This is a genomic window from Mycobacterium sp., assembly GCF_039583805.1.
In the GTDB taxonomy this organism is placed as follows: domain Bacteria; phylum Actinomycetota; class Actinomycetes; order Mycobacteriales; family Mycobacteriaceae; genus Mycobacterium.
The window spans coordinates 1-20,773 of sequence record NZ_JAVKSH010000069.1 but is presented as its reverse complement, the minus strand read 5'-3'; the positions used below and the strand labels follow the sequence as shown (position 1 = coordinate 20,773).

Annotated in this window: 21 protein-coding genes and 1 pseudogene; 9 read left to right on the top strand and 13 right to left on the bottom strand. The window is 68.8% G+C overall.

Going from position 1 to position 20,773, the window contains the following annotated elements:
* Positions 1 to 236 precede the first annotated feature (236 nt).
* Together ABDW21_RS10925 and ABDW21_RS10920 are read right to left on the bottom strand one after the other, a co-directional pair.
* Positions 237 to 410 carry a DUF3073 domain-containing protein gene (locus tag ABDW21_RS10925; protein ID WP_343601271.1) on the bottom strand — a complete coding sequence of 58 codons (174 nt, stop codon included), beginning with the start codon at positions 408 to 410 and terminating at the stop codon, positions 237 to 239.
* 172 nt (positions 411 to 582) lie between these two features.
* On the bottom strand, positions 583 to 1,671 hold the full coding sequence (locus tag ABDW21_RS10920) for a folate-binding protein YgfZ (RefSeq protein WP_343601270.1): 1,089 nt from the start codon (positions 1,669 to 1,671) through the stop codon (positions 583 to 585).
* A gap of 117 nt (positions 1,672 to 1,788) precedes the next feature.
* Between ABDW21_RS10920 and ABDW21_RS10915 the strand changes: the two genes are divergently transcribed.
* A complete protein-coding gene (locus ABDW21_RS10915) occupies positions 1,789 to 2,661 on the top strand; it encodes an aminodeoxychorismate lyase (protein ID WP_343601276.1) in 873 nt (290 codons plus the stop codon).
* A gap of 268 nt (positions 2,662 to 2,929) precedes the next feature.
* Here the strand turns inward: ABDW21_RS10915 and ABDW21_RS10910 are convergent, their stop codons facing one another.
* The 6 genes from ABDW21_RS10910 to lmeA form a co-directional block, all read right to left on the bottom strand.
* Positions 2,930 to 3,580: an FABP family protein gene (locus tag ABDW21_RS10910; protein WP_343601269.1), complete on the bottom strand. Its 651-nt coding sequence runs from the start codon at positions 3,578 to 3,580 to the stop codon at positions 2,930 to 2,932.
* Between the two features lie 141 nt (positions 3,581 to 3,721).
* Positions 3,722 to 4,024 carry a DUF1416 domain-containing protein gene (locus ABDW21_RS10905; protein ID WP_343601267.1) on the bottom strand — a complete coding sequence of 101 codons (303 nt, stop codon included), beginning with the start codon at positions 4,022 to 4,024 and terminating at the stop codon, positions 3,722 to 3,724.
* A 1-nt stretch (position 4,025) separates the two neighbouring features.
* On the bottom strand, positions 4,026 to 4,859 hold the full coding sequence (locus tag ABDW21_RS10900) for a sulfurtransferase (protein WP_343601265.1): 834 nt from the start codon (positions 4,857 to 4,859) through the stop codon (positions 4,026 to 4,028).
* Positions 4,838 to 5,335: a DUF4395 domain-containing protein gene (locus ABDW21_RS10895; RefSeq protein WP_343601263.1), complete on the bottom strand. Its 498-nt coding sequence runs from the start codon at positions 5,333 to 5,335 to the stop codon at positions 4,838 to 4,840. The genes ABDW21_RS10900 and ABDW21_RS10895 overlap by 22 nt, the downstream gene beginning before the upstream one ends.
* A 213-nt stretch (positions 5,336 to 5,548) precedes the next feature.
* The gene (locus tag ABDW21_RS10890) at positions 5,549 to 5,962 is read right to left on the bottom strand and encodes a thioredoxin family protein (protein WP_343601262.1); all 414 of its coding nucleotides are present in this window, start codon (positions 5,960 to 5,962) and stop codon (positions 5,549 to 5,551) included.
* A complete protein-coding gene (gene lmeA, locus ABDW21_RS10885; protein ID WP_343601274.1) occupies positions 5,959 to 6,771 on the bottom strand; it encodes a mannan chain length control protein LmeA in 813 nt (270 codons plus the stop codon). The genes ABDW21_RS10890 and lmeA overlap by 4 nt, the downstream gene beginning before the upstream one ends.
* 141 nt (positions 6,772 to 6,912) lie before the next feature.
* On the opposite strand from lmeA, the gene ABDW21_RS10880 reads away from it, so the two are divergent.
* The 6 genes from ABDW21_RS10880 to pstB are packed head-to-tail and all read left to right on the top strand — an operon-like array spanning position 6,913 to position 12,394.
* Positions 6,913 to 7,674 (top strand): response regulator transcription factor, encoded by a 762-nt coding sequence (locus ABDW21_RS10880; protein WP_343601261.1) that lies wholly within the window; start codon positions 6,913 to 6,915, stop codon positions 7,672 to 7,674.
* Positions 7,671 to 8,618, top strand: a complete 948-nt coding sequence (gene mshD / locus ABDW21_RS10875) for a mycothiol synthase (RefSeq protein WP_343601260.1) — start codon at positions 7,671 to 7,673, stop codon at positions 8,616 to 8,618. The genes ABDW21_RS10880 and mshD overlap by 4 nt, the downstream gene beginning before the upstream one ends.
* A 53-nt stretch (positions 8,619 to 8,671) precedes the next feature.
* Positions 8,672 to 9,712, top strand: coding sequence for a phosphate ABC transporter substrate-binding protein PstS (pstS, locus tag ABDW21_RS10870; protein ID WP_343601273.1), 1,041 nt, complete (start codon positions 8,672 to 8,674; stop codon positions 9,710 to 9,712).
* Positions 9,713 to 9,736: 24 nt separating this feature from the next.
* Entirely contained in the window at positions 9,737 to 10,702 is a 966-nt protein-coding gene (gene pstC, locus ABDW21_RS10865; protein ID WP_343601272.1) for a phosphate ABC transporter permease subunit PstC, read from the top strand.
* A complete protein-coding gene (gene pstA / locus ABDW21_RS10860) occupies positions 10,699 to 11,625 on the top strand; it encodes a phosphate ABC transporter permease PstA (RefSeq protein WP_343601259.1) in 927 nt (308 codons plus the stop codon). The genes pstC and pstA overlap by 4 nt, the downstream gene beginning before the upstream one ends.
* The gene (gene pstB / locus ABDW21_RS10855; protein WP_343601258.1) at positions 11,618 to 12,394 is read left to right on the top strand and encodes a phosphate ABC transporter ATP-binding protein PstB; all 777 of its coding nucleotides are present in this window, start codon (positions 11,618 to 11,620) and stop codon (positions 12,392 to 12,394) included. The genes pstA and pstB overlap by 8 nt, the downstream gene beginning before the upstream one ends.
* An 8-nt stretch (positions 12,395 to 12,402) precedes the next feature.
* On the opposite strand, the gene phoU is transcribed toward pstB, so the two are convergent.
* From phoU to ABDW21_RS10830, 5 genes are all read right to left on the bottom strand, one after another.
* A complete protein-coding gene (phoU, locus tag ABDW21_RS10850) occupies positions 12,403 to 13,068 on the bottom strand; it encodes a phosphate signaling complex protein PhoU (protein ID WP_343601257.1) in 666 nt (221 codons plus the stop codon).
* An 82-nt stretch (positions 13,069 to 13,150) separates the two neighbouring features.
* Positions 13,151 to 15,187: an LCP family protein gene (locus tag ABDW21_RS10845; protein ID WP_343601255.1), complete on the bottom strand. Its 2,037-nt coding sequence runs from the start codon at positions 15,185 to 15,187 to the stop codon at positions 13,151 to 13,153.
* Between the two features lie 241 nt (positions 15,188 to 15,428).
* The gene (dusB, locus tag ABDW21_RS10840; protein ID WP_343601254.1) at positions 15,429 to 16,562 is read right to left on the bottom strand and encodes a tRNA dihydrouridine synthase DusB; all 1,134 of its coding nucleotides are present in this window, start codon (positions 16,560 to 16,562) and stop codon (positions 15,429 to 15,431) included.
* Between the two features lie 7 nt (positions 16,563 to 16,569).
* On the bottom strand, positions 16,570 to 17,592 hold the full coding sequence (locus ABDW21_RS10835; RefSeq protein WP_343601253.1) for an acyl-ACP desaturase: 1,023 nt from the start codon (positions 17,590 to 17,592) through the stop codon (positions 16,570 to 16,572).
* Positions 17,593 to 17,702: 110 nt separating this feature from the next.
* The gene (locus ABDW21_RS10830; RefSeq protein WP_343601252.1) at positions 17,703 to 18,323 is read right to left on the bottom strand and encodes a TetR/AcrR family transcriptional regulator; all 621 of its coding nucleotides are present in this window, start codon (positions 18,321 to 18,323) and stop codon (positions 17,703 to 17,705) included.
* Positions 18,324 to 18,386: 63 nt separating this feature from the next.
* On the opposite strand from ABDW21_RS10830, the gene ABDW21_RS10825 reads away from it, so the two are divergent.
* Positions 18,387 to 19,394 (top strand): oxygenase MpaB family protein, encoded by a 1,008-nt coding sequence (locus ABDW21_RS10825; RefSeq protein WP_343601251.1) that lies wholly within the window; start codon positions 18,387 to 18,389, stop codon positions 19,392 to 19,394.
* Between the two features lie 40 nt (positions 19,395 to 19,434).
* Positions 19,435 to 20,640: pseudogene (locus ABDW21_RS10820) on the top strand (ISAzo13 family transposase); the annotation flags it as partial.
* Positions 20,641 to 20,773: the final 133 nt, after the last annotated feature.

Below are 20,773 nucleotides of genomic sequence, written 5' to 3'. Positions count from 1 at the left end.
GTCCGCCGCCGTCGATCGCGGGACTCCGGCATCGAGTGTGCGCTCAGGGATTTCAGTGTGCGCACAGGGCGGAGCTCATCGGCGTGTCGTCGCCCTGGACGCACACTCGACGCACCGGGCCGCCATGGATGCACAGTCGACGCACAGGACGCCCAGTCGACCGTCACGCCACCCGTCGGATGTGGTTTTCAGCTGCCGCCAGCAAGGGGGTCGATTGCCGGTTGCTAACAAAAGCGTCAGTCGTCGTCCCACGGGTCGTCCGGGAACCGGTCGTCGCCGTCGAGGAGGCCGTCGTCGCCCCCCGAGCCGGAAAGCTCGCGCTGAAGCCGGTCGAAATCGGTCTGCGGGGAGCTGTACTTCAGTTCTCGGGCAACTTTGGTCTGCTTCGCCTTAGCCCGGCCGCGGCCCATGGGGGAACCCCCTCGCGCAATAACGGAGCGGCCCAACAAGTAGGCGGCTCCGATCAGTCGTGTCGTTATTTTCCTGGCGACAGCTTACCGTGCCGCCTGGTCGGGCGGTGGCGCCCCCTGCCCGCCGTCGGCACCCCCATCGGGCCTCTCATCGGGCCTCTCATCTGGCCCCTCATCTGGAGAAGCCGCGCAACCGCTCGACGGCCACCCGCCCGGCGCCAGCCTCATCGGGCGCCGGCAGCGAGTCGGCGTCGATGACCGCCGCCACCTGGCCATCGTGGCCTGTCACCAGCGCAGTGTCGGCCGGCAATCCCCGCTTGAGCAGAGCCAGCGCCACCGGACCCAGCTCGACGTGGTCGACCACGGTTCCGAGCCGCCCCACCCTGCGGCCGCCGGCCAGCACCGCGTCGGCTGTCGACGGCCGGTCCGTGGAGCCGTCCAGATGCACCAGCACCAGCATCCGCGGCGGCTTGCCCAGGTTGTGCACCCGCGCGACGGTTTCCTGCCCGCGATAGCAGCCCTTGTCCAAGTGCACCGCACCCTGGCCGGGCCCACCGATCCAGCCCACCTCGTGCGGGATCGTGCGCTCGTCGGTGTCCACGCCCAACCGCGCCCGCACGGCCGCCACCCGGTGCGCTTCGTAGGCCCACACCCCCGCCGGCCGCACCCCGGCCTGCGCCAGCCGGCGCTGCCAGTCGGCCGACTCGCCGCGCGGCACCACCAGGTCCAGCTCGACCCGATCCGGTCGGGCGCCGGGCCTGCGCCGCAGGAAGCCGCCGGCCACCGCTGAGGCAGCATCACCCGGCAGGGCGCCGACACCCAGCGCGTCGAGCACACGGCGCTCACCGAGCCGCGGACCGAGCAGCGAGAGCACCGCCAGGTCGGCGGAGCCGGGCGTCACGTCCGACCAGAACACCATCGAGCGCAGGTAGTCCAGCAGCGGCCGGCCCCGCCACGGCTCGGTGTCGAGGTAGGTGACGCCGCCGAGCTCGGTCTGGATCCAGTGATCTTCGACCCGCCCCTGCCCGTCGAGGCTGAGGTTTTCGGTGCTCGCGCCGTCGGAGAGCGCGCTGACGTGCTGCGTGGAGATGCTGTGCAGCCAGGTCTGCCGGTCCCCGCCGGTCAGCGTGAGGACACCCCGGTGCGAGCGGTCGACCAGCACGGCGTCGGTCTCGGCCGCGCGCTGTTCACCCAGCGGGTCGCCGTAATGCCAGGGCACGCCGGCATCGGGTCCGAAGTCGGGGGCGGGAACCGCGGTCACACACCAACTCTACGGGCCTGTCGCGCTACGGAACTGACGCCAGCGCGCCGACGGCGCTGAGAGCGGCCGCCGGCCCGCAGCGGATTAGGCTTCTGGTCCATGACAGGTCACCCGAGCGTGGTCGTCACGCTCGACGGCGACCTGCGTGAACCCGGGACGCCGTTACTGTTCGCCGACGACCTGGCCGCCGTACGCGGCGACGGCGTCTTCGAGACGCTGCTGGTCCGCGACGGCGGCCCCTGCCTGGTCGAGGCCCATCTGGGACGGTTGGCCAACTCCGCCAGGCTGATGGACCTGCCCGAGCCGGACCTGCCGGCGTGGCGGCACACGGTCGACGTCGCGGCGCGGCGATGGACGGCGGACACCGCCGACGAGGGCGCCATGCGGCTGGTGTACAGCCGCGGTCGGGAAGGCGGCTCGGCGCCGACCGCCTACGTCACCGTCAGCCCGGTCGCCGATCGGGTGGCTGCCGCCCGCCGCGACGGCGTGGCCGCGCTGACACTGCCCCGCGGGCTGCCCGCCACCGGGGTCGAGACCATGCCTTGGCTGCTGCCCGGCGCCAAGACGCTGTCCTACGCCGTCAACATGGCGGCGCTGCGCCACGCGGCACGACACGGCGCCGGCGACGTCATCTTCGTCAGCTCGGACGGCTACATCCTGGAGGGGCCGCGCTCGACGGTGGTGATCGCGACCGGCCGTCCGGGAGAGGCCGGCGACAATCTGTGTCTGCTGACGCCGCCGCCCTGGTACCCCATCCTGCGCGGCACCACACAGCAGGCCCTCTTCGCGGTCGCCCGCGCCAAGGGTCACGACTGCGACTACCGCGCCCTGCGCGTTACCGATCTCATTGCCGCCCAGGGGATTTGGTTGGTATCGGCGATGACTCTGGCGGCTCGTGTGCACACCCTCGACGGCCGGGCGTTGCCGCCGGCGCCGATGGCCGCGGAGTTCGCCGGACTGGTCGACGCCGCGGTTGTCAGCGACCGCTGAATTCGGTTGTCGACGCGCCGCCGACGCGAGTACGGTCAGCCGTACACAGGAAAGGAGGTGGTCCGCGACATTGATAGCGCTATGGACATGTGAGGTGGCTGCGCGCTAAGCAGCGCCAGGCTGGAAAGAACCGGCAGCATCTGCTGGCGAATTCCCCGCAGCCACCCGGCCCCCGAGCCTCCGGTTTGTCCAACCGGCACGCACGGCTCGGGGGCCGCTCCATCTGCGTGCCGTGTCCCCGCTATGTCCGCTCCGTATCGAGGGCCGGTTACCCCGCGAAGCGAGACAGCCGCGCCGACAGATGCGGCACCAGCCCGCCGTCGGCGTCCACGCGTTCCTCGACATAGGCCAGATCCCCGCCCTCGACGATGCCGTAGAGCCGCTTCGCGCCGCCGACCAGCATGCCGGACTTGCTGCGCGCCAGTGCGTCGGTGACCAACTCCCACGACGACTGAGTGCGCGGCCGCCCGTAGAACAGCTCGACGTAGCCGGCCGAGTTCGCCAGCAGCAGCTCGATAGCCTGCGACTCGGTCGGGTCGGTCGGGTCGTCGACGAAGCGCCAGAACCCCGTCTCGCGCAGGCCAAGTCCCAGGTATCCGCCCGACTCGGTCAGCCGCCACGACCGGGCCTCCCAGTTCAGGTAATCGCCGCCGTCATGGGAGACGACGATCTGCTGACCGAACCGGTAGTCGCTGTGCGGTCCGCGGCCTTCGCCCTCACCGCGCCACACCCCCACCAGGGGCAGCAGCGCCAACAGCGCGTCGTGCAGGTTGGCGCCTTCGCGCAGGTTCGCGGTGTCGGGCGGGACGGGAAGATCGTCGAAAACCGGGATGTTGCGGGCCGCGGTCGTCTTCGCGCGCTCCGCCGCCGCGGCCACTGCGCGGTCACTCCGCCCGCCGGGCTCCCCGCCCGAGGTCACGACTCGTCGGTGATCAGCCGGTACAGCGCATACAGCGCGAACCCCGTGATCACCACGACGGCTGCGACCAGCATGAACTCGAAGAACAGCGCCATGGCGACGAGTCTAGTTCGTCGCCGGGCCGCGCCCGGGGCGAAGCGGTCAGGCGACCTTGATGTCGACCTCGTGGATTCCGGCACCCGACGGCGTCACCACCGCGTCGCCGTTTCCGATCGACGACAGCGCGCGCACCGTCCACGACCCGGGTGCGGCGAAGAACCGGAAGTCGCCGGTGGCCGACGCGACGACCTCGGCGGTGAACTCGCCGGTGGAGTCCAACAGCCGCACGAACGCGCCGCCCACCGCCTGGCCGGAGCCGTCCACGACCCGGCCGGTTATCACCGTCTCCTTCTCCAGGTCGACGCCGGCCGGCAAGGTCTGTCCTTGCTTTGGTGCAGAGCACATTTCAGCTTCCCAACTCAATCGGGGCGCCCACCAGGGAGCCGTATTCCGTCCAACTGCCGTCGTAGTTCTTGACGTTGTGGTGCCCGAGCAGCTCGCGCAGCACGAACCAGGTGTGCGATGAGCGTTCGCCGATGCGGCAGTAGGCGATGGTCTCTTTCGACCCGTCCAGACCGGCGTCGGCGTACAGCGTGGCCAGCTCCTCGTCGGACTTGAAGGTGCCGTCCTCGTTGGCGGACTTGCTCCACGGCACGTTGATCGCGCCGGGAATGTGACCGGGGCGCTGGCTCTGCTCCTGCGGCAGATGCGCCGGCGCCAGGATCTTGCCGGAGAACTCGTCCGGGGAGCGGACGTCGACCAGGTTCGCGACGTTGATCGCCGCCAGCACCTCGTCGCGGAACGCCCGGATCGAGTTGTCGGGTGCCTTGGCCGAGTACGACGTCGCGGGGCGCTTCACGGTGTCGCCGGACAGCGGCCGGCCGTCCAGCTCCCACTTCTTGCGGCCGCCGTCGAGCAGCGTGACCTTCTCGTGGCCGTACAGCGTGAAGTACCAGTACGCGTACGCGGCGAACCAGTTGTTGTTGCCGCCGTAGAGGACCACGGTGTCGTCGTTGGCGATGCCGCGGTCGCTGAGCAGCTTGGAGAACTGTGCGGCGTCGACGAAGTCACGCCGCACCGGCTCCTGCAAATCGGTGCGCCAGTCCAGCTTGACCGCGCCGCGGATGTGGCCGCCGTCGTAGGCGCCGGTGTCCTCGTCCACCTCGACGAAGACGACGCCGGGTGCGTCGAGATTGCTCTCGGCCCAGTCGGCGGAGACTAGGACGTCGGAGCGTGCCATGGTGTGGATCCTTTCGGTTGGTTACGCACGTGCGTCACAAGCGGGTAGAGCTGACAGCCCAGGCAGATGCCGAAGGCCGCGTTGAGGACGGCCGCCGCCAGCGCGGTCGCGGCGGCTGTCACGCCGACGAGGTCAAGGCCGGCGGCGAACCCCGCCACGCCGGCGACGGCGAAGACCAACCCGACCAGCTGGGCGAACTTCAGCGGCGGCACCGGCTCCCGCTCGGCGACCGGACCCAGCCGGGGTGCCACGACCCTGGCGAAAACCAGGCCGTACGGGTGGCGTCGCGGCCCGGCCGCGGCACCGATCGCAAAGACAGCGGCCTGCAGACTCAGCAGCACGGCCGCCGCTGCGGTGTTGTAGGCGGACACAATCACGGTGACCACCAGCACGGCGGTGGTGACCCAGGCGACGAACCGCGGCCCGCGGACGTCCACCTGCTCGGTGGTGCTGGTTTGCGGTGATGGAGTGGACACGGAGCTGCTCCTGGTGTCGACGGGCGTAGGACGGGCATAGCTGGAGGCACGCCAGAACGGCTGCTCCGAGCGCGGTGCGAGAAGACGCCGCTACTCAGCAGCTAGGACAACAGCAAGAACCCGCGGTGCGGCACAGATCGACTGCGCGGCGCTTGGTGAGCACAAGCTCCAAGCGGGCGGACACGCCGCCCAGCGTACCCAATCGTGCCGGGGTCAAGCCAACAGCGGGGTCAGCGCCGATCGCAGGTCGTCCGGCCTGGGCACACCCGCGGTGCGGTACCGCTGTTGGCCCTCGGCGTCGAAGATGAACGTCGTCGGCAACGACAGGACGGAAAGACGCCGCGCAGCAGCCGGATTCGCGTCGATGTCGATTTCCACGTGCGCCGCGCCGAGGCCGTCGCAGACCTCGGCCACCACGCGGCGCACCCGGTCGCACGGCGCGCACCAGCTCGCGCTGAAATGCACGACGGTCGGCCCGGCGTGGGACAGGCCGAGGTCGCTGGTGTCAAGGTCGGCGGCCGACCCGCGCTCGGTTGCCCGGACGATCCCGTCCCGGCGGGTCAGCAGCCACCCGGTGACGGCCGCCAGTATCAGGGCGGCGCCGATCGCGACGAATGCCGTCGTCACGGCTGGTTGAACCCGTCGAGCGTGATCGTTACTCCGTGGGTGATGCCTTCGACGATGACGTCCGAACCCCGCGCGCCCTGAATGGTCGGCGCCACCCCGAACGGGAGCCTCTGGTGCGGCAGCCGGCTGGTGAAAGCGGCCAGCACCGCGCCTCGCCTGTCGTCGGGAACCTGCTGGTTGGCGGTGTCCGGCCCGGTCAACACATCGGTGGCGGTGAGCACCAGGGTGGTGCGGTCGTCGCCGGCCATAACGAGGTCCACCGCTACGCTGACCCGCTTGTCGAAATGGGCCGATTTCGGCGTGCCGGTGAACACCAGACCGTGGCTGCCGGAAATCCCGGACTCGGTGGTTCCGCCGGTTGCGTCGTTGGTCTCGTCCGGCGGCGCCTCGACCATGAGATCCGTGATGCCCAGGTAGCGGCCGAGGTGTAGCGAGTCGATGATGACGCGGCTTTCCAGCATGCCGACCGACAGCGTCGCATCCGGCCCGATCAGCCACGATGCCCCGGACAGGTCGATCGCGTGCATGGTGGCCTCGAGGGTGGCCTTGCCGACGACGGGGTGGTCGACCGCGTTGGCCTTGATCTCCAGTTCGTCGTAGTGACCGCGGATCGCCTGCGGGATCACCGGGAAGCCCAGGATCGCGACGAACGGATCCGAACCCAGGCCGGCGGCAGCCCGCACGGAGCGTGACAGCCGGTACTCGGCGTAGATGGTGGCCCCGAAGTCGGCGCCGACAGCTCCGACGAACACGACCACGGTGGTCAGCATCAGTCCCGCCACACCGATCAGCACCCTGCGCACCCGCATATTGTGGCCCACCGCGCCGCCGGCGGCCGCCTCGTCGGCGCGCGAAACACCTGGTGGCACGTTATCGTTAGATGTCCTGGTCGCTAACTCCACATGTCGCCGTGATGCGCGGAGATGCCTTTCGATGCCGGAGGGGCTCATTTGGATCTGCTGCTGCTGACCGCGGAGCCACACCCCGACGCGGTCCTGCCGTCGTTGTCGCTGCTCGCCCACACCGTGCGCACAGCGCCTGCAGACGTGTCGTCGCTGCTGGAGGCCGGCAGCGCCGACGTCGTGGTCATCGACGCGCGCACCGACCTGTCGTCGGCGCGCGGCCTGTGCCGGGTGCTGGGCACCGCCGGCCGGGCGATCCCGCTGGTGGCGGTGGTGAGCGAAGGCGGGCTGGTCGCGATCACCACCGACTGGGGGATCGACGAGATTCTGCTGCCCAACACCGGGCCCGCCGAGATCGATGCCCGGCTGCGACTGGTCGTCGGCCGGCGGGGCGGTCGCAGCGACCCGGACAACGCGGGCAAGATCAGCCTGGGCGAGCTGGTGATCGAGGAAGCGACCTACACCGCCCGGCTGCGGGGACGTCCGCTGGACCTGACCTACAAAGAATTCGAGTTGCTGAAATACCTGGCGCAGCACGCCGGTCGGGTTTTCACCCGCGCGCAGTTGCTGCACGAGGTGTGGGGATACGACTTCTTCGGCGGCACCCGGACCGTGGACGTGCACGTGCGCCGGCTGCGGGCCAAACTCGGGCCCGAGTACGAGTCGATGATCGGCACGGTGCGCAACGTGGGCTACAAAGCGATCCGGCCGGTGCGCGGCCGGGCGCCCGGTGGCGACGAGGATGCCGTCGAGGACGCCGAGCCTGAGCCGGACATCAGCCCGCCACTGGTCGATCCGCTGCGACAGTGACCGGCTGGCGCTCGGCACTGACCGCGGACGAGCAGCAGAAAGTGCATGAACTCGTCTGCGCGGCAGGCGAATTCGATGGTGTGGCACCGGTCGGCGAACAGGTGCTGCGCGAGCTGGCCCTCCCTCGTACCGAGCACCTGGTGGTCGCCCAGCCGGACCGCGGCGGCGCCGTCGTCGGTTACCTGAACCTCGCCGCAGCCCACGGCGACGAGCGCGGCACGGCGGAACTGGTGGTGCATCCCCGGGCCCGCCGACGAGGTATCGGTGCTGCAATGGCCCGCGCTGCACTGTCGAAAACCGTTGGTAAAAACTATTTTTGGGCACATGGAACGCTGGGGCCGGCGCAGGCCACGGCGTCGGCACTGGGTTTGCGCCCGGTACGCGAGCTGATCCAGATGCGGCGTTCGCTGACCAGCGTCGCCGAACCGGCGATTCCCGCCGGGGTGGTCATCCGCAGCTACGCCGGGCCCGCCGACGACGCCGACCTGGTGCGGGTCAACAACGCGGCATTCGCCGGTCACCCGGAACAGGGCGGCTGGACACCGTCCGACGTGGCCGAGCGGCGCGGTGAGCGCTGGTTCGAGCCGCAGGGCCTGTTCCTGGCCTTCGACGAGGCCGGCACGCTGCTCGGATTCCACTGGACCAAAGTGCATTCCGAGCAGCCCGGGTTGGGCGAGGTCTACGTCGTGGGCGTCGATCCGTCGGCGCAGGGCCGCGGCCTGGGCGCCGCCCTGACCGCGTTCGGTGTCGCACACCTTGCGCGACGGCTGGCGTGTGCCGCCCAGCCCACGGTGATGCTGTACGTGGAGTCCGACAATGCGGCGGCGCTGCACACCTATCGGCGTCTGGGTTTCAGCGAGTACAGCGTCGACACCGCCTATGCGAGCGCTGCCGTCACGGCCCCACAGCCGGCGGACGCGGATCGGGAAGCGAGAAACGGGTGAACCTCCCGACGGTGGTGATCCCGTTCATCGCCGGCACGGTGATCGCCGGCTGGGTGCCGACGGCCTGCGGCAGCGACAGCAACATCCCCGGAGCCCCGGGAAATCCGGCCGTCGACTGCGGCGGCAGCAACGACCTGACCGCCGAGGGCTCGACCGCCCAGCAGAACGCGATCGGGTTGTTCAACCAGGCATGGGGCCGGCTGTGCCCGGGCAAAAACCTGTCCTACAACCCGACCGGCTCCGGCGCCGGCCGTGAGCAGTTCATCGCCGGCCACGTTGAGTTCGCCGGCTCGGACACACCACTGGCCGCCGGGCAGACCGAGCCGGCGGCCAAGCGCTGCGACGGCAACCCCGCGTGGAACCTGCCGCTGGTGTTCGGCCCGGTCGCCCTGATCTACAACCTGGCCGACGTCGGCACGCTCGTCGTCAGCGGTGACGTGCTGGCCAAGGTCTTCAGCGGGGTGATCACCGCCTGGAACGACCCCGCGATCGCCGCGCTCAACACGGGCGCCGTCCTGCCCGCGCTCAAGATCACGCCGATCTACCGCGCAGACTCGTCGGGCACCACCGACAACTTCCAGAGATATCTGGCCGCCGCCGCCCCGCACAGCTGGACCAAAGACGCCGGCAGCGAGTTCCACGGCGGTGTCGGCGAGGGTGCTCAGAAGTCCGCCGGGGTGCTGCAGGCCGTGCGGTCCACGCCCGGCGCGATCGGCTACGTCGAGAAGGGCTTCGCCGACCACGGCGGGCTGCCGTTCGCCCAGATCGACAGCGGCAGCGGCGGCGTCGCGCTCACCGACGACGCGGCCCGCAAGGCGATTGAGGCCGCGACCTTCGCGGGTCAGGGCAACGACCTGGTGCTCGACGCGAACTCGATGTACGCGACCACAAAACCGGGTGCCTACCCGCTGGTGCTGGCCACCTATGAAATCGTCTGCTCCAAGGGCTATGACCCCGACACCGCCGCCGCGGTCAAATCGTTCCTGACGGTGGCCGCCGACAACGGCCAGACCGCCCTGTCGGCGGCCGGGTACATCCCGCTGCCAGATAAGTTCAAGCAGCGACTGATCGCGGCGATCAGCGCCATCGAGTGATCGATCGCCGCGCCGACCGATGGGATCACAGTGACAAGGCCGAATCCGCTGCGGGCCGGCGGCGGACCACGTCGGGGTGACCGGATCTTTCGCGGCGTGTCGCAGGGCTCCGGGATCTTGATGGTGGTGCTGGTCGCGGCCATCGGGGTGTTCCTGTGGCGGCGGGCGACGCCGGCCCTGGCACGCGACACCGTCAACTTCATCGGCTACGGCGGCAACTGGGTCACCACCGGCACCCCGGCGATGCGTTTCGGTATCCACGACATGCTGCAGGTCACGGTTGCGGTGGCGGTGTTCGCCCTGGTGCTGGCGATGCCGACAGCGCTGGGCGTCGCGATATTCCTCGCTCACTACGCGCCGCGGCGGGTGGCCGGCCCGCTGGCCTACACGGTCGACCTGCTGGCCGCGGTGCCGTCGATCATCTACGGGGTGTGGGGCCTGTACGTGCTGGCGCCGCGGCTGCAACCGGTCGCCATCTGGCTCAACACCCACCTGGGTGGGTTTTTCCTGTTCGCCACCGGCAACGTCGCGGCTGCCGGCGGCGGGACCGTTTTCACCGGCGGGATCGTGCTGGCGGTGATGATCCTGCCGATCATCACCGCGGTCACCCGCGAGGTGTTCGTCCACACGCCGCAGGAGCACATCGAGGCTGCCCTGGCACTCGGCGCCACCCGATGGGAGGTGGTCAAGACGACCGTGCTGCCGTTCGGCCGCTCCGGCTACGTCAGCGGCGCGATGCTGGGGTTGGGCCGCGCCCTGGGGGAGACGGTCGCGCTGCTGATCATCCTGCGCGGCACCCAGAGCGCCTTCGGCGGGTCGCTGTTCGACGGCGGCTACACCCTCGCCACCAAGATCGCTTCCGCCGCATCGGAATTCGACGACCAATACACGGCCGGCGCCTACATCGCCGCGGGTCTGGTGCTGTTCCTGCTCACCTTCGTCGTCAACGCGCTGGCACGGGCCGCGGTCGCCGGCAGGAGAAACCGATGACCTCGATCCTGGACCGCCCGGTCAAGCCGCGGACGTTCGCCGGGGTCAGCCGTGCGCGCCGAGTCGCCGACACCGTTGCGACGGTGCTGGTGACGATGTCGGTGACGGTCGCGCTGGCGCCGCTGCTGTGGGTGCTGTACTCGGTGGCCGCCAAGGGCTTCCACGTGATCGCTTCCAGCGTGTGGTGGACGCACTCCCAGGCCGACATGACGGCGTTCGTGGTCGGCGGCGGTGCTTACCACGCGCTCGTCGGCACCCTGCTGCAGGGCTCGGTGTGCGCGGCGATCGCCATTCCGGTCGGTGTTTTCGTGGGCATCTACCTGGTCGAGTACGGCGGCGGTACCCGGTTGGGTCGGCTCACCAATTTCATGGTCGACATCCTCGCCGGCGTGCCCTCCATCGTGGCGGCACTGTTCGTCTACGCACTGTGCGTGGCCACCCTGGGTCTGCGACGATCCGGTTTGGTGGTGTCACTGGCGTTGGTCTTGCTGATGCTGCCGGTGATCGTGCGCGCGACCGAGGAGATGCTGCGGATCGTGCCGGCGGATCTGCGCGAGGCGAGCTACGCGCTGGGTGTGCCGAAGTGGAAAACCGTTGCCCGTATCGTGATTCCGGCCGGTCTGTCCGGCATCGTCACGGGCATCATGCTGGCCTTGGCCAGGGTGATGGGTGAGACGGCTCCGCTGCTGGTCCTGGTCGGCTACTCGCAGGCGATGAACTTCGACATCTTCTCCGGCTTCATGGGATCGCTGCCTGGCATGATGTACGACCAGACGTTGGCCGGTGCGGGCGGAAACCCCGTTCCCACCGACCGCCTGTGGGGTGCGGCGCTCACACTCATCCTGCTGATCGCGCTCGTCAACGTCGGGGCAAGGGTGGTGGCGAAAACCCTGCAACCGGGACACAGGAGCTTCGTTGGCTAAGCGGCTGGACCTCAAGGAGGTCAACATCTACTACGGGCCGTTCCACGCCGTCGCCGACGTGTCGCTGTCGGTGCTGCCCCGCAGCGTCACCGCCTTCATCGGACCGTCCGGCTGCGGCAAGACGACGGTGCTGCGCACCCTGAACCGGATGCACGAAGTCATTCCCGGCGCCCGTGTCGAGGGCACCGTGCTGCTCGACGACGACGACATCTACGCCTCCGGCATCGACCCGGTCGGTGTGCGCCGGGCGATCGGGATGGTGTTCCAGCGACCAAACCCGTTTCCTACCATGTCGATTCGCGACAACGTGGTGGCCGGCCTGAAGCTGCAGGGGGTACGTAACCGCAAGGTCCTCGACGACATCGCCGAGTACTCGCTGCGCGGCGCCAACCTGTGGGACGAGGTCAAGGACCGGCTGGACAGGCCGGGCGGCGGGCTGTCCAGCGGCCAGCAGCAGCGGCTGTGCATCGCCCGGGCCATCGCCGTGCAACCCGACGTGCTGCTGATGGACGAGCCGTGCTCGTCGCTGGACCCCATCTCGACGATGGCGATCGAGGACCTGATCGCCGAGCTCAAGCAGGACTACACCATCGTCATCGTCACCCACAACATGCAGCAGGCCGCCCGGGTGAGCGACCAGACGGCGTTCTTCAACCTGGAGGCCGTCGGCAGGCCGGGCCGGCTGGTGGAGATCGACGACACCCAGAGGATTTTCTCCAACCCGACCCAAAAAGCCACCGAGGACTATATTTCCGGCCGGTTCGGCTGACCCCGGGCCTACTCCGACGGGGGCAGCATGTCGTCGGGGAACTGGCCCGTCGCCTGGAAGATGACCCGGCGTGCGACTTCCACCGCGTGGTCGGCGAAACGCTCGTAGAACCTGCCCAGCAGAGTTATGTCGACCGCGGCGGCCACCCCGTGCTTCCATTCCCGGTCCATCAGCACGCTGAACAGATGCCGGTGCAGGTCGTCCATCGCGTCGTCTTCTTCGCGGATCCGCGCCGCCTTCTCCGGATCGCGCGACAGCACCACCTCTTGCGCGCTGTTGCCCAAATCGACTGCCAATCGGCCCATTTCGGCGAAGTACCCGTTGACCTCCTCGGGAAGCGCGTGTTGGGGATGACGCCGTCGGGCGATCTTGGCGACGTGCAGAGCCAGCGCGCCCATCCGGTCGATGTCGGCGACCATCTGGATGGCGCTCACGATCGCCCGCAGGTCACCGGCGACCGGTGCCTGCAAAGCCAGGAGAACGAAGGCGCTTTCCTCCGCGCGGCCACTGAGCGTCGCGATCTTCTCGTGGTCGGAGATGACCTGCTCGGCCAGCACCAGGTCGGCCTGCAGCAGGGCCTGTGTCGCCCGCTCCATGGCGGCGCCGGCCAGCCCGCACATCTCACCGAGCCGCTCGGACAGCCCGGTGAGTTGCTCCTGGTAGGCGGTCCGCATGATGTCCAGCCTACGTTCTCGGCCCGTGAACACGACATAGCGCGCCGTCTGAAATGCCGTTGAATCTTCCTGGGCGCTGGCGTTACTCGCAGCTGGTGTCGGCGGCGTTGGTGAGCGTCAGGTCGTCGGGAAGCTTGGCCGACGTGCTGCCGGTGTTGTGGTCGATCGGCACGCTCACCGGTGAGCCGGTGGGCGGCGGGGCGATGACCCGGGAGAAGTCGGGCCCGAGCACCACCTGGATGATGTCGTCGGTTCCGGTGACCCGCTCGACTTTGGCGTCGGTCAGCGCCGCCGCCACCGTCGCCGCGGCTTGTTCGTTGCCCGGCGAGAAGAACACCGTCGTGGCTTTCAGCGAGCTCGGGTAGTCGTCCGGCGTCTTGACCCGGAAGCCTTGCTGCTGGAGTTCGTCGGTGGCGACGGCGGCCAGCCCGGTCGTGCCGGTGGCGTTGAAGACCTGCACGGTGACGTTCTCCGGGGAGGTCGTGACGGCCCGGACCGACTTCGGGCGGGTCTTCGCGCTCCGGCTGGCCTGCGGTGGCGTGGAGGGTGATGTCGTGGCCGGGCTCGATGTCGCGTTCCGGTCGTTCTCGCCCGGCAGGGGGTCGTCGTTGATGATCGCGTCGAAGAGCGCCCGCATGTCGGCGGTGCGTGGCGGCTCGTCGCCGTTTTCGTCGGTGATTCCCGTCGGCACGGTCACGAAGGTGATGTGCCCGGCCGACACCCCCTGCACCGACTGGCCGAGGTCGACGAGGTCTTTGGTCGTGACGTTGTCGACGTAGCTGTCGCTGATGAACATGTCGACCACGTTGTTGAGCGTGCTCGGCGACAAGAAAGTGTCTTTGGAGATCAGCGAACGCAGCAGCGACGACAGAAACAGCTGCTGGCGCTTGATGCGCCCGTAGTCGCCGTTGTTCTCGGTGGTGATGCTGCGGGCGCGCACGTATTTCAGCGCCGTCGTCCCGTCGATGGTCTGCCGCCCGGTGTGGGCCAGCACGGTGCCCAGCTCGTAGTCCCACAGCGGGGCGGTGGTGCACACTTCGACCCCGCCGAGCGCGTCGACCATCGAGGCGAAGCCGGCGAAGTCGGTGGCGATGAAGCGATTGATGCTCAGACCCGACAGCTTCTGGATCTCTTTCACCAGGCACTTCGGCCCGCCGAACGCGAACGTGGAGTTGAGCTTGGTCTCGGTGCTGACATACCGAGAGCCATACGACCCGGTATCCGAGTCGTAGAGGGGCCCGTAGGCCCCGGTGTCGGGGTTCCAGGCCTCGCAGCGGATCGGGGTGATCGCCAGGTCGCGCGGGAACGACACCGCGACGACGCGTTGGCGGCTGGCCGGGATGTTGACCAGCATGATGGTGTCCGACCGGGCGCCCCCGGCGTCGTCGGTGTCGCCGGCACCCATCGCGCCGTTCGCCCCGGCGCGCGTGTCCATGCCGACGATCAGGAAGTTCTCGTCCCCGTACTGCGCCACCGGGTCGACGATGTCGTGGGACTGCGGGTCCAGCGCGCTGATTTTGGTGAGCCTGTTGTTCTTCGTGCTGCTCCACTGCCAACCCGCGCCGGTCAACGCCAACGCCAGCGCGGCGATCAGGGCCGCCGCCGAACGCCCCGCCACCACCATGCCGCGGTGCCGGCGGACCGGTGCCGGTGCGGGCGGACCGGCCGGGTCGGGGTCGCCGGCGATCCGCGCCGGCTGCGCCCGGCGGGCCTGTCGAACCTCGCCGTTGCGTGCGGAGGCGGGCTCGCCGGTGGTGCGCGGCGGCCGCGGCAGGTCGAGGTTGGGCAGCTCGGAGCCGTAGGCCTGCGGGTCCGCGCGATGACGGCAGGGCTTGGTCGCCGTCGGCCCCCCGACCCTGGCGATGAGTTCGGCGACGGTGACCACCCCGTCGGTGCGATCCCCGGCCGTGGGCTCGTGATCGGCGGTGATCTGCCCGGCCAGCGGGGGTGACCAGCGGTTCTGGACCGCAACCGCGGTTGCCGTCGGCGTGCCGAACCGCTCCCACGGCGCGACGCTCGGCGATCGTCGCGGACCGGGGCCGATCCCCGCGTCTGTACTGCTGCCGGCGTGCGGACGACCGGGCGCGGCGCTGTGGCCACCGCTGTCGCCGTCACTCATGTCTTACCGGCCTCCAAAATCTGCTGCTGCAATCTGCTGCTGCAATCCGGTGCTGCGTTGGTACACGGATCCTCGTGATTGCTTGCGTGGCGCGATCCGAACGCTCACGACCAGGGCGGTCGCGTCGTCGTACACCGCTCGTGCGGCCTGTGCGCCAAGAGCCACCGCCCGGACTCCGGCGCACCAAGACCCATATCGTAGCCAGCCGGTCACACAAACGCGATGTCGAGATCGTTTCGATTCAGCCACCCGAGCTCATCAGCTCGGCCCCGGCCGGTACCGTGCAGTCGTCGCGGTCGGCCAGCCAGCCGTCGGGCAGGGCCACCCGGGCCGGCGACCCCTGCCGGCCGCGCGGACCGGCGGCTGCCGCCGGGAACGGAATAGTGGCGTCGAGTTTGCCCAGTAAGAAGTCGAGCTCGGCGAGGTTGTCGACGAGCGCCAGGGCCCGTCGCAACTCGGATCCGGCGGGGAAGCCGTGCAGGTACCAGGCGGTGTGTTTGCGCAGTTCCCGCATGCCCTTGTGCTCGCCGAAATGCCAGGTAAGCAGGGCTCCGTGCCGGCGGATGATGTCGGCGACCTCGCCGAGCGTCGGCGGGGCCGGCGCCGGGCTGCCGGTAAACGCCGCCGAGAGCTCGGCGAACAGCCACGGCCGGCCCAGGCAGCCCCGGCCGATGACAACGCCGTCGCAGCCGGTGGCGGCCATCATGGCCAGTGCGTCGCTGGCGTCGAAGATGTCCCCGTTGCCCAGCACCGGAACAGTCCGCACCTGCTGCTTGAGCGCGGCGATCTGATCCCAGTCGGCGGTGCCGGAGTAGCGCTGCGCGGCGGTGCGGGCGTGCAGCGCGACCGCGGCCGCGCCTTCGGATTCGGCGATCCGGCCGGCGTCCAGGTGGGTGTGGTGGGCGTCGTCGATGCCGATCCGGAACTTGACGGTCACCGGGATGGCGGTGCCCTCGGTGGCGCGCACGGCCGCCGCGACGATCTGCCCGAACAGCCGCCGCTTGAACGGCAGCGCCGCGCCGCCGCCGCGGCGGGTGACTTTGGGCACCGGGCAGCCGAAGTTCATGTCGATGTGGTCGGCCAGGCTTTCGTCGGCGATCATCTTCGCGGCGTCGTACGTGGTGGCCGGGTCGACGGTGTAGAGCTGCAGCGATCGCGGGGACTCGTCGGCGGCGAACGTCGTCATGTGCATGGTCGCCGGATGGCGTTCGACGAGGGCGCGGGCGGTCACCATCTCGCAGACGTAGAGCCCGCTGACGGTGCCGACTTTGGCCCGCTCGAGCTCACGGCACAGCGTGCGGAAGGCGACGTTGGTGACCCCCGCCATCGGGGCCAGCACCACCGGGCTGGCGAGTGCGATCGGACCGATACGCAACCTGCGGCTACCGCCGGCTCAGCGACAGGGTGCCCTTGGTCCGATGCAGCTCGTACGCGGTGACCTTCTTGCCCGTGCGGGCTTCCCGGTCGAGTTGTCGCTGCTTGGACACTTCGAACTTGTCGCACGTCGTTTCGAGCTCTTTGATCAGCACAGCCAGGTCGTCCCGCAACGCGGCAGCTTCGCCGGTGAAGTCCTCACGCTCGAAGATGCGCCACTTCTTCAGCACGGGCATCACGACGTCGTCGAGGTGGATGCGCGGGTCGTACACGCCGCCGACGGCGATCATCACGGCTTTGCGGCGGAACTCCGGCACCTGGTAGCCGGGCATCTGGAAGTTGCGCAGCACCTTGTGCAGGGATGCCATCGCCCGGTTGGGCGCAATCTCGAAACCGGCATCGCTGACGTCGCGGTAGAAGATCATGTGCAGGTTCTCGTCGGCCGACACCTTGGCCAGTAGCTGGTCGGCGATCGGCTCGTTGCACGCCCTGCCGGTGTTGCGGTGCGAAATCCGGGTAGCCAGCTCCTGGAACGTGACGTAGATGATCGAATCGAAGAGGCTTTCGGCGAACAGGTCTTCTCGAATTTGCTGGTTCTGGCCCGGGCTGAACCCCCGGTTCACCACCTCCATGCGCAGCAGTTCCAGCTCGACCGGGTCGACGGCGCGGGTCACCACCAGGTAGTCCCGCAGCGCGATCCCGTGCCGGTTCTCCTCGGCGGTCCACCGGTTGACCCACTGTCCCCAGGCGCCGTCCATGCCGAAGTTCATCGCGATCTCGCGGTGATAGGACGGCAGGTTGTCCTCGGTCATCAGGTTCTGCACCATGGCCACCTGGGCGACGTCGGAGAGCTGCGACTGGCCCGGCTCCCAGTCCTGCCCGCCGAGCGCGTAGAAGTTCTTCCCGTCGGACCAAGGGATGTAGTCGTGCGGGTTCCAGTTCTTGTGCATGCTCAGGTGGCGGTTCAGGTTCTGCTCGACGACGGGCTCGAGTTCGCGCAACAGCTGCAGGTCGGTGAGGTCCGACGACATAGCCACTCCAGTTATCGGTGTCGATAGTTATCGGTGTCGATTGGTATCGGTGTCGATTGGTATCTGTGTCGATTGGTTGCAGTCAATATATCTGTGTATCCCGGTAGCATTCAAGCATCCGGCGGCGCGCCGCGGGGGTTGATTGTGTCCTCCGTCGCTGCGTGGCTGGCCAGCATGTCGACGCAGTAGTCGATGAACACCCCTCGCGGGGCGGCCAGGCGACCGTCGAGATATGCGGTGAAAAGGGCGGTCAGGCCGCCGATCAGGCTGGTCGCGACCATGGTCTGCCTCGTCGGATCACTGATCCGGGTCAGCTTGCGCTGCAGTAGGTCGATGAAGCCGGGCATCCATTCCGCGCCGGAGCGGGTCAATACGGGCTCCACCCCCGGCGCCAGCAGTAGCACCCGGCCGCGCACGGGATCGTCGACCATGAGAGCCACGAATCGCTCGACGGCCTCGCGCGGGGTGCTCGCCGACGCCAGCGCCGACACGGCCCGGGTGCAGACGTCGTCGTAGACGGCACGCACGAATTCGTCGCGGTCGGCGAAGCTCTCGTAGAAGTATCGCTCGGTCAGCCCGGCTTGGCGGCAGACCGCGCGGACCGTCACCGCGGGGCCGCACTCGTCGCCGAGCAGGTGCACGCCGGCGGCGACGAGGTGGTCGCGGCGCACCGCCTGACGGTCCTGCAGCGGGACGCCCGACCAGCGGCCCGCTCGTTGACCGGACGACACAGGAACTCCTAAACTCGCGTGACAACACGTGTAGTCACAGTGACTGCACCCGACGGGAGATCAGTGACTCAAGATACGTCCGCGGCGTGCCCGCTGACCAGCGCGGGCGGCGACGGCGTGGCGGCCGGGTGTCCGGTGTCACCGCTGGGGTACGACGCACCGCCGCCGCTCGGCCCGGATTCGCTGACGTGGCGCTACTTCGGGGACTGGCGCGGCCTGCTGCAGGGACCGTGGGCGGGTTCCATGCAGAACATGCATCCGCAACTGGGCGCGGCGGTCGAGGAGCACTCGACGTTCTTCCGGGAACGCTGGCCGCGGCTGCTGCGATCGCTGTACCCGATCGGCGGCGTCGTGTTCGACGGCGACCGGGCACCTGTGACCGGCGCCGAGGTGCGCGACTACCACGCCGACATCAAGGGTGTCGACGCCCGGGGCCGGCGCTACCATGCGCTGAACCCCGATGTCTTCTACTGGGCGCACGCCACCTTCTTCGTCGGGACTTTGATTGTGGCCGAACGGTTTTGCGGCGGCATCACCGAGGCACAGAAACGGCAGCTGTTCGACGAACACGTAGTGTGGTATGCGATGTACGGCATGAGCATGCGCCCGGTGCCCAAGACCTGGGCGGAGTTTCAGCTCTACTGTGACCGCATGTGTCGCGAGGTGCTGGAGGACAACGGGGCCGCGCGGTCCGTGCTGGACTTGACGGCGCTGCCCAAACCACCGTTCGCGCAATGGATGCCGGATCGGTTGTGGGCGGCGCAACGAAAACTATTGGGGCCGTTCTTCGTCTGGCTGACGGTCGGCCTCTACGATCCGCCGGTGCGCGAGCTGATGGGATACTCCTGGTCGCGTGCCGACGAGTGGCTGCACCGCCGCTTCGGCGAGATCGTGCGGCTGGTCTTTGCGGTCGTGCCGTGGCGCTACCGCAAGCATCCGCGGGCCCGCGCCGGGTGGGACCGTGCCGCCGGCCGCATCCCGGCCGACGCGCCGCTGGTGCACACGCCTGCGCGCAACCTGCCGCCGGTCGACGACCGCGACAACCCGGTGCACTACGGGCTCGCGCAGTAATTGATTAGGTTTTTCTGTTTGGTTTGTCCACACTTGTGGTATGACGCTGCCTTCTGTGGACTCCGATCCGGTTGCCGCCCGTTTGTCGTTGATCCACCCGCATCTGGACGAGCGGGCGTGGCGGTTGCTGCTCGGCGCGGAGGCCAAGGTGCTGGGCCGTGGCGGGATCAAGCTGGTCGCAGCGGCTGGTGGGGTGCATCCGGATACCGTGGCGCAGGGTGTGCGCGAGTTGGATTACGACGAACCGATTCCGGGGCGGGTGCGTCGGCCCGGTGCGGGGCGCCCGCCGATGACGGTGAGCGATCCTGATCTGGTCGCCGCGCTTGACGCGCTGGTGGATCCGGACACGCGGGGCGATCCGGAGTCGCCGTTGCGGTGGACGACCAAATCGACGGCGAAGCTGGCTGCCGAGCTGGCCGCCAGGGGGCATCGGGTGTCCGCGCGGACGGTGGCCAAGCTGCTCAAACAGGCTGGTTACAGCCTGCAGGCGAACTCGAAAACCATCGAAGGCGCCCAGCATGCGGATCGGGATGCCCAGTTCGGCTATCTCAACACCCAAGTCGAACGATTCCAGGCCGACGGGGACCCGGTGATCAGCGTGGACACCAAGAAGAAAGAACTCGTCGGCAACTACAAAGCTGCTGGCCGCGAATGGGAGCCCGCCGGGTCACCGCGCCCGGTCAAGGTGCACGACTTCGCCGACAAGGCGCTGGGCAAGGTGGCCCCCTACGGGGTCTACGACATCGCCGCCAACACCGGCTGGGTCAACGTCGGCACCGACGCCGACACCGGCGCGTTCGCCGTGGAATCGATCCGCCGATGGTGGACCACGATGGGCGCCATCAACTATCCCGGCTCGGACAAGCTGCTGATCACCGCCGACTCCGGTGGCTCTAACGGATCCCGGCTGCGGCTGTGGAAAACCGAACTCGCCGCCTTCGCCGCCGAGGCCGGACTCGACATCACGGTCTGCCACCTGCCGCCCGGCACCTCCAAATGGAACAAGATCGAACACCGGCTGTTCTCCGCGATCAGCCGCAACTGGCGCGGACGACCCCTGGAATCCCACGAGGTAGTCATCGAAACTCTCAGGGCAACAACCACATCCACCGGACTGACCGTGAACGCGGTACTCGACACCACCACCTACGACCGCGGTATCAAGATCACCGACAAGCAGATCGCCGCCCTCGAAGCAACCCAGCTGCACCGTCACGAGTTCCACGGCGACTGGAACTACACGCTCACAGCCGACCACACCGCGACACGCCCGCCGGAACCCACCTAATTACTGCGCGCTCCCTACTGCCCGGATGTGCGAGCGGTGGGCGGCTCGACCTGACGCAACCCGGCGTCGTCGCGGTGATGCCGCGGAATCC

What these genes read in the sequence shown, in the direction of transcription:
- ABDW21_RS10925 (WP_343601271.1), bottom strand. Translation starts at nt 410, where the DNA reads ATGGGCCGCGGCCGGGCTAAGGCGAAGCAGACCAAAGTTGCCCGAGAA.
- ABDW21_RS10905 (WP_343601267.1), bottom strand. Translation starts at nt 4,024, where the DNA reads ATGTGCTCTGCACCAAAGCAAGGACAGACCTTGCCGGCCGGCGTCGAC.
- ABDW21_RS10900 (WP_343601265.1), bottom strand. Translation starts at nt 4,859, where the DNA reads ATGGCACGCTCCGACGTCCTAGTCTCCGCCGACTGGGCCGAGAGCAAT.
- lmeA (WP_343601274.1), bottom strand. Translation starts at nt 6,771, where the DNA reads ATGCGGGTGCGCAGGGTGCTGATCGGTGTGGCGGGACTGATGCTGACC.
- pstA (WP_343601259.1), top strand. Translation starts at nt 10,699, where the DNA reads ATGACCTCGATCCTGGACCGCCCGGTCAAGCCGCGGACGTTCGCCGGG.
- phoU (WP_343601257.1), bottom strand. Translation starts at nt 13,068, where the DNA reads ATGCGGACCGCCTACCAGGAGCAACTCACCGGGCTGTCCGAGCGGCTC.
- ABDW21_RS10845 (WP_343601255.1), bottom strand. Translation starts at nt 15,187, where the DNA reads ATGAGTGACGGCGACAGCGGTGGCCACAGCGCCGCGCCCGGTCGTCCG.
- ABDW21_RS10835 (WP_343601253.1), bottom strand. Translation starts at nt 17,592, where the DNA reads ATGTCGTCGGACCTCACCGACCTGCAGCTGTTGCGCGAACTCGAGCCC.